Origin of the sequence: Sphingomonas sp., from assembly GCF_019746665.1 — a bacterium.
Lineage (GTDB): Bacteria > Pseudomonadota > Alphaproteobacteria > Sphingomonadales > Sphingomonadaceae > Sphingomonas.
Genome location: NZ_JAIERS010000016.1, coordinates 41,557 through 48,455, shown reverse-complemented (window position 1 = coordinate 48,455; position 6,899 = coordinate 41,557). Strand labels below are relative to the sequence as shown.

6 protein-coding genes are annotated in these 6,899 nt (G+C 68.0%); 1 reads left to right on the top strand and 5 read right to left on the bottom strand.

The annotated features are described in order from the left end of the window. Nucleotides 1-608, bottom strand: a 608-nt coding sequence (locus tag K2X73_RS11155; protein WP_294110880.1) for a peroxiredoxin-like family protein, incomplete at its 3' end; no start/stop codon positions are given. Nucleotides 609-640: 32 nt separating this feature from the next. Between K2X73_RS11155 and K2X73_RS11150 the strand changes: the two genes are divergently transcribed. Continuing rightward, nucleotides 641-1,528, top strand: a complete 888-nt coding sequence (locus K2X73_RS11150) for a LysR family transcriptional regulator (protein WP_294110879.1) — start codon at nt 641-643, stop codon at nt 1,526-1,528. A 14-nt stretch (nt 1,529-1,542) separates the two neighbouring features. Here K2X73_RS11150 and K2X73_RS11145 read toward each other — a convergent pair whose 3' ends face one another. From K2X73_RS11145 to K2X73_RS11130, 4 genes are all read right to left on the bottom strand, one after another. Continuing rightward, nucleotides 1,543-2,643: an alkene reductase gene (locus tag K2X73_RS11145; protein WP_294110878.1), complete on the bottom strand. Its 1,101-nt coding sequence runs from the start codon at nt 2,641-2,643 to the stop codon at nt 1,543-1,545. A gap of 4 nt (nt 2,644-2,647) precedes the next feature. Further along, on the bottom strand, nt 2,648-3,613 hold the full coding sequence (locus K2X73_RS11140; protein ID WP_294110875.1) for a DMT family transporter: 966 nt from the start codon (nt 3,611-3,613) through the stop codon (nt 2,648-2,650). Nucleotides 3,614-3,685: 72 nt separating this feature from the next. Further along, nucleotides 3,686-4,240 carry a carboxymuconolactone decarboxylase family protein gene (locus K2X73_RS11135; protein ID WP_294110873.1) on the bottom strand — a complete coding sequence of 185 codons (555 nt, stop codon included), beginning with the start codon at nt 4,238-4,240 and terminating at the stop codon, nt 3,686-3,688. Between the two features lie 159 nt (nt 4,241-4,399). After that, entirely contained in the window at nt 4,400-6,898 is a 2,499-nt protein-coding gene (locus K2X73_RS11130) for an FtsX-like permease family protein (RefSeq protein WP_294110871.1), read from the bottom strand. Nucleotide 6,899: the final 1 nt, after the last annotated feature.

Here is a 6,899-nt window from a genome sequence, read left to right as displayed (position 1 = left end):
TCTTGGCAGGCATTCGTCGTCCCTTCCTTGATCCAGACTCTCATAGTCGATGGACCACTCAGAAGGGGGCAGCTCAATTGCGCGGCGACCATGTTGCCGGGGTCGGAGAGAATCGGAAAGTCGAGCGCGTTCTCGCGCACCGACTTGCGGCTGTTGACGCGGTTCTGCGGCGAGATCGCGACCAGCTGCGCCCCCGCCGCCGTGAAGGCCGGCAGCGCTTCCTGCAACGCCTGCAATTCCATGTTGCAATAGGGACACCACACGCCGCGATAGAAGCTGACGATCAGCGGCCCGCGCGCGAGCAGCGCGGCGGAAGTCACGACGCCGCCGTCGGGCGCCTGCAACGCGAAATCGGGGGCACGATCGCCCGCTTTCAGCGCCCGGCTCGCGGCGCCCGAGGCGATCAGCTCTTCGGTGCCGCGCGCCATGATCCGGTGGATGAACGCCGGCGCGTTGAACGGCGGCTTGCCGGCCCTGAAATCGGCCTTGAAGGCATCGAGGCGTTGCTGGAGCGTCATGGTTCGGCCCTTTCCCGCGCGGGCGCCGGCATGGCTTGGCGCGACAAGGACGTGATGGACGATCGCCGCGAGGCAGGGCAGACTGCTCACAGCACTAATTCTCATTCCAGGGGGGAATGACGATGGACCGTTTCCAGGCGATGGCCACGTTCACGCGCGTGGTCGACAGCGGCTCGTTCACCGCCGCCGCGCGCCAGCTGAACGTCGGGCAGCCGGCGGTTTCCAAGCTCATCGCGCAGCTCGAGGATCGGCTGGGGGTGCGGCTTCTCACGCGCACCACCCGTGGCCTCGCGCCAACCGAGGCGGGCCAGCATTATTATGAGCGCGCGCGCCGCGCTTTGGAGGAAGCCGACGAGGCCGAGCTCGCCGCGCGCGGCGCGGGACGCGGCCTCAGCGGGCGACTGCGCATCTCCGCCGCGACGACGTTCGCCCGGCTCCACGTTATCCCGCGCCTGCCGGCGTTCCTGGCCGCCCATGCCGAGCTGGAGCTGGAAGTGATCCTCGACGATCGGGTGATCGACATGATCGAGGAGAATATCGATCTCTCGCTGCGGATGGGGGCGCTGAGCGATTCGACCGCCACCGCGCGCAAGCTCGCCGAGGGGCGGCGATCGGTGGTCGCGACGCCGGCTTATCTCGAACGCGCCGGCGCGCCCCGCACCCCGGCCGAACTCGCCGGGCATGAGGCGATCGTCTATACCCGCTTCGACACGCCGAGCTGGACCTTTCGCCATGTCTCCGGCAGCGAGGCTTCGGTGCGCGTCGGCGGGCGGGTTCGGGTGAGCGCCGCGGAGGGGCTGCGCGCGGCGGTGCTCGCCGATATGGGGCTCGCGGTCGCCTCGGACTGGATGTTCACGCCCGAGCTGGCGAGCGGCGCGGTGGTGCGCCTGCTCGACGATTGGCACCTGCCGCCGCTCGATCTCTGGGCGCTGTTTCCGCCGGGCCGGCTGCCCACCGCCAAGGCCCGCGCCTTCGCCGCCTTCATGGTCGGGGCGATGAAAGCGGGTTGAACCGCGACGGGGATTTACGCGTCCTGGGGCACCTGCTCGTAGAAGGGATAGTCGGTATAGCCGTCCGCCCCGCCGCCATAGATGCGCGCGGCGTTGAGCGGGTTGGTCGGCAGGCATTCCCTCAGGCGGCGCGGCAGATCGGGGTTGGCGATGAACAGCCGCCCGAACGAGGCCGCGTCGATCTCCCCCGCGCTCAGCGCCGCGCGAGCGCGGGCGCCGGTATAGCTGCCATTGGCGATATAGTTGCCGCCGAACGCACGGCGCACGATCTGGGGATCGACGATCCGATCGAACGGATCGCCGCGCGGGTCGCTCGGCTCGACACAATGGAGATAAGCCAGGCCGCGCTTGCCGAGCTGCTCCGCCAGATAGCCGAACAGCGGCGCCGGATTGCTGTCGCTCATCCCGTTGATCGTGAGCGAGGGCGACAAGCGGATGCCGACGCGATCGGCGCCCCACACATCCACCACCGCGTCGGTGACTTCGAGCGTCAGCCGGGTGCGGTTCTCGATGCTGCCGCCATAGCGATCGGTGCGGTGGTTGGTGCCGTCGCGCAGGAATTGATCGAGCAGATAGGCGTTGGCGCTGTGGATCTCGACCCCGTCGAACCCCGCCGCCTTGGCGTTGATCGCGGCGCGGCGATAATCGTCGATAATGCCGGGAATTTCGTCGATCTCGAGCGCGCGCGGCACGACGAAATCCTGCGGCCCTTCATAAGTGAAGGCGTGGCCGGTGAGTCCGATCGCGCTCGGCGCGACCGGCAGGCCGCCGCCCGGCTGCAGCGAAGGATGCGACAGCCGCCCGACATGCCAGAGTTGCAGCATCATCCGCCCGCCAGCCGCGTGGACCGCCTGCGTCACCCCGCGCCAGCCCTCGACCTGCTTGTCGCTATGGATGCCCGGCGCGCCGGCATAGCCCTTGCCCTGCGGCGAGATATGGGTGGCTTCGGAAATGATCAGACCGGCGGTCGCGCGCTGGCGGTAATAGGTTTGCTGCAGTGCGTGCGGCGCGTCATCGGCGTTGGCGCGGGTGCGGGTGAGCGGCGCCATCACGATGCGGTTGGGCGCCTCGATCGCGCCATAGCGGATGGGCTGGAACAGGGGATCGTTCGTCATGGCATCATCCTTTGGTTCGAGGGGATGAGGAAAACAACGCGCGGACCAGACCGATCGCGGTGACGAGACCGAATGTCGCCAATGCCGCACCGATCATTTCGAAACCAACCGGTATGTTACCGGTAACGGGGATACCCAGCAGCAGCGTCGCCACCGGCACGATCGCGGGGAACAGGCCGGCCTTGGCCGCGCCCAAGTGACGCACCGCCACCCCGAAGGCGACGAACGCCAGCACCCCGGAAAGCACGCCCTGCACGACGATCTGCGCGACCAGCGCCCCCATCGGCAGCGCCGCGATCCGGCTGAAATCGCCGCCGAGCAGGAACAGCGGCACCACCACCAGCGCCGAGACGACCGAAACCGCCGCCGTCATCGCCAGCGCGTCGAGGCTCCAGCGCTTGAGCAGCACGGTGAACGCCGCCCAGCTGAGCCCGGCGGCGACGAACAGCAAGTCGCCGATCCAGACGCGCGGGTTGCCCATCACCTGGGCGTGGCTGGCGATCACCGCCAAGCCGGCGACGATCAGCGCGACGCCGACCAGCTTGTCGCGCGTCAGCCGTTCCTTGAGCAGCACCGCCGCCGCGCCCATCGAGGCGAGCGTCACGGTCGAGGGTTGGATCACCGCGCCATGCGCGAGCGGCGCGAACAGATAGGCGCCGGTGCTGAGCGCGATGAACGGTGGGCCGGCAAGCGTCGCGAGGATCGCCGCGCGCCGCCAGCCGATCCCGGCGAGCCGCGCCGGATCGTGGCGCGACAGCCACGGCAGCATCACCAGCGCCGCGGTCGTGAAGCGCAGCAGCACGATGTCCTGCGGCATCAGGCCCTGGGCGGTGCCGGTCTTGGCGGCGATCAGATAGGTCGCCCACACCAGCGCCGCGAAGACGCCGGCGGCGAGGCCGGTCACCATGCGGGAGGGGACAAAACGAACCCCGCCATGACGCGCGACGGAGGAGGAAGCGGTCGAGGTCATGGCGGGGTTCCTAGGGTGGCCCGGCGCAAGGGGGACCGCCGGGCCAGGGGACGAGGGGGCGGACGCTGGCGCTCAGGCCAGTTCGAGCGCGCCGACGAGCGCCGGAGCGGCGGGGAAATCGACCGGCACGGCGGTGACCGCGTGGAGATAGTTGGTGATCATCTTGTCGCCGATCGTCACGATCGCATCGACCAGATTTTCCTTGGTCCAGCCGGCGGCGAAGAACGCCTCGACCAGCGCGGGATCGGCATGGCCGCGATTGACCGCGATCGACTGGGTGAGGCGGGCGAGCGCGTCGAGCTTGGCGTCGCTCGCCAGGCTGCCGCTGCGGATTTCGAGGATCTGCGCGTCGCTGAAGCCGTTCATCTTGCCGAGCGCGGTGTGCGCGGCGAGGCAATAGACGCACTCATTGACCTGGCTGACGACGAGATTGACGACTTCGCGCGCCTTGGCGCTCAGCGACGATTTGGCCGATTGCAGCGCGAGATAGGTTCCCAGCGCGTTATCCGAATGGGCGAGCGTCGCGTAGAGATTGGGCACGAAGCCGAGCTGGCCGCTCAGCGCGTCGAACAGGGCCTGGTTGCCAGTGCTGACGGTGTCGCGGGTGGGAACGGTGAAAGCGGTCATGGCGGAAATCCTCGTTCTCGATGGGCCGGCTCGATGCCGTGGCCCTGAGATGCGCCATTCCCGTAACAAGCGGCAGACCGCGCGTGGCAATAACCCTTATGCCATGATGGAATAGATGGAGAGGCGACCGCGCCATGTCGCGATCGCCTCCCCCTCCCCTCATTCGTAGCGCAGCGCCTTGATCGGCTTGGCGCGCGCCACCCGCACCGCCTGGCCGGTGATCGTCGCCACCGCGATCAGCAGCGCGAGCGTACCGGCCGCCAGGAACGGCAGCGGCGAGAGCGTGATCCGCGCCGGAAAGCTGTTCAGCCAATCGCGCATCACCCACCAGGCGAGCGGCCAGGCGATCAGGTTGGCGGCGAGCACGGGCCGCGTGAACTGCCAGATCAGCAGGCGGACGATATCGCTTGTCCGCGCGCCGAGCACCTTGCGGATGCCGATCTCCTTGGTCCGCCGCGCCGCCGTGAACGAGGCGAGCGCGAACAGCCCCAGGCACCCGATCGCGACCGCGAGCAAGGAGGCGGCGGCGAACATCTGGCCACGGGCATTGTCCACGTGGTAGCTGCGCGCGTCGATGTCCTCGGCCAGATCGGCGTCGAACGGAACCTGCGGCGCCAGGCGCTTCCACAAGGTTTCGATGCGCCCCCGGATCGCGACCGGATCGCCCGAATAGCGCACCAGCAGCCAGAAGGGCGCGTGGCGATCCATCGCATAGACGATCGGCTCGACCTCGGCATTCGGGCCGCGCTGCCGCGCATCGCCGACCACGCCGACGATCGTCTGGCGGATCACGCCGCCGCCCTGCGCCGCGTCGATCGGCGACGTCAGCTGCTGGCCGATCGCGGCCCGCGGCGAGGCGATGCCCAAACGCTTCAACGCGGATTCGTTCAGCACCACCGGGAAGCCCTGGCGCAGCCTGGCATAGACCTCCCGCTCCGGAGTGTCGCGCGGCATGGTCGTATCGTCGGCGACGCGCGTCGGATCGAACGAGCGCCCGGCGAGCAGCGGCACGCCCAGCGTGCGGAAATAGCCGGAATCGACATTATAGGTGCCGAGCGTGATCGGCGTCGAACCGCCACCAAGGAACACCGTGCTGGTCGAGGTATTGCCGGTGTTGAGGCCGATCCCCGTTCGACCGACAGCGGTGACGCCGGGCAGATGGGCGATCTGATCGACCAGCGTGTCCGACACCGTGTCGAGCGCGGGGTCGCCAATCCCTTCCAGCTGCATCAGCCCTTCGCGGGTGAAGCCGGGATCGAGCGAGCGCAGATAGACGATCTGCGAATAGACGATCGCGGTGCAGGCGATCAGCCCGATCGAGACGGCGAATTGCACGATCACCAGCGCGGTGCGCAACCGCCCCGATCCCTCGGTTTCGGCGGCCGATTTATTGGCCTTCAGGATGCGCGCCGGCTGGAAGCGCGAGAGGTAGAAGGCCGGATAGAGCCCGCCGAGCAGCCCGACCAGCAGCACCAAAGCCACCGCCGGCAGCAGCACGCCGTTCGCGCCGAGATAACTCAGCGTCAGCGGCACGCGCATGAAGCGCGCGAACCACGGCATGGCGAGCTCGGCGATGGCCAGGCCCAGCAGCGTCGCGACGCCGGCGATCATCAACGACTCGCCCAGGAACTGCGCGATCAGCTGGCCGCGCCGGGCACCCAGCACCTTGCGCAGCGCCACTTCGCGCGCCCGCCCGCCGGCCTGCGCGGTCGCCAGATTGGTGAAGTTGATGCACGCCATCGCCAGCACCAGCAGCGCGACCACCGCCAAGGTGATGATGCTGCGCCAGTCATTGCCCGGCGTAAGCCCCGAGCCGCGCGGCCGGCTGAGATGAACGTCGGCCAGCGGCACGAACGCATAGGTCGTATAGTCGCGCGACATCCGCAGTTCGTCGGCATTGCCGGTGATGTTGCGCTGCTTCCACGCGGGCAGCGCGGCGTTCATCGCCGCCACGTCGCTCCCCGGCTTCAGGCGGAAGAAATTCAGGCCGGACCGCCAGCCCCAGTTACTGGTCTGGCCCGGCGTCGTCTTGGCGAAATGCGCCACCGCGTCGAAGCGCGCGAGCATCCGGAAATCGAGCGCGCTGTTCTTGGGCAGATCGGCGAACACGCCGGTGACCTGATAATCCTTGACGATACCCCCGTCGGACAGGGTGATGGTCTTGCCGATCACATCGGTGCCGCCGAATTGCTTGATCGCCTCGGCCTCGCTCAGGATCACCTGCCCGATCCGATCGAGCGCATGGGCATCGCCGCGCCGCATCGCCAGCGGGAAAGTGCCGAGCAGATCGCCATCGACGAAATGGAAATTCTCCACGTTCTCGGCGCGGCCGTCGCGAATCCGGTTGGCGTTGGTCCAGCCGATCCACACCGAACTCAAGACTTGCGGAAAGTCCTTGGCGATCGCGCGCCGCGCGATGAATGGCGACCCTTGGACATCATAATGATCGCCGGTCGTCGGATCGCGGAAGTAATTCTGCACCTGCACGATCTCGTCATGGTGCGGCATCCAGCGATCATAGCTGGTTTCGAACCGCACATAGGTCGCGATCAGCAGGCACGCGGCGATGGCGACCGCGAGGCCACCAATGTTGATCAGCGCGTAGAACGGGTTCTTGGCGATCGCGCGCGCGGCCACCGTGGCGTAATGGGTGAACATG

What these genes read in the sequence shown, in the direction of transcription:
- K2X73_RS11140 (WP_294110875.1), bottom strand. Translation starts at nt 3,613, where the DNA reads ATGACCTCGACCGCTTCCTCCTCCGTCGCGCGTCATGGCGGGGTTCGT.
- K2X73_RS11145 (WP_294110878.1), bottom strand. Translation starts at nt 2,643, where the DNA reads ATGACGAACGATCCCCTGTTCCAGCCCATCCGCTATGGCGCGATCGAG.
- K2X73_RS11135 (WP_294110873.1), bottom strand. Translation starts at nt 4,240, where the DNA reads ATGACCGCTTTCACCGTTCCCACCCGCGACACCGTCAGCACTGGCAAC.
- K2X73_RS11150 (WP_294110879.1), top strand. Translation starts at nt 641, where the DNA reads ATGGACCGTTTCCAGGCGATGGCCACGTTCACGCGCGTGGTCGACAGC.
- K2X73_RS11130 (WP_294110871.1), bottom strand. Translation starts at nt 6,898, where the DNA reads ATGTTCACCCATTACGCCACGGTGGCCGCGCGCGCGATCGCCAAGAAC.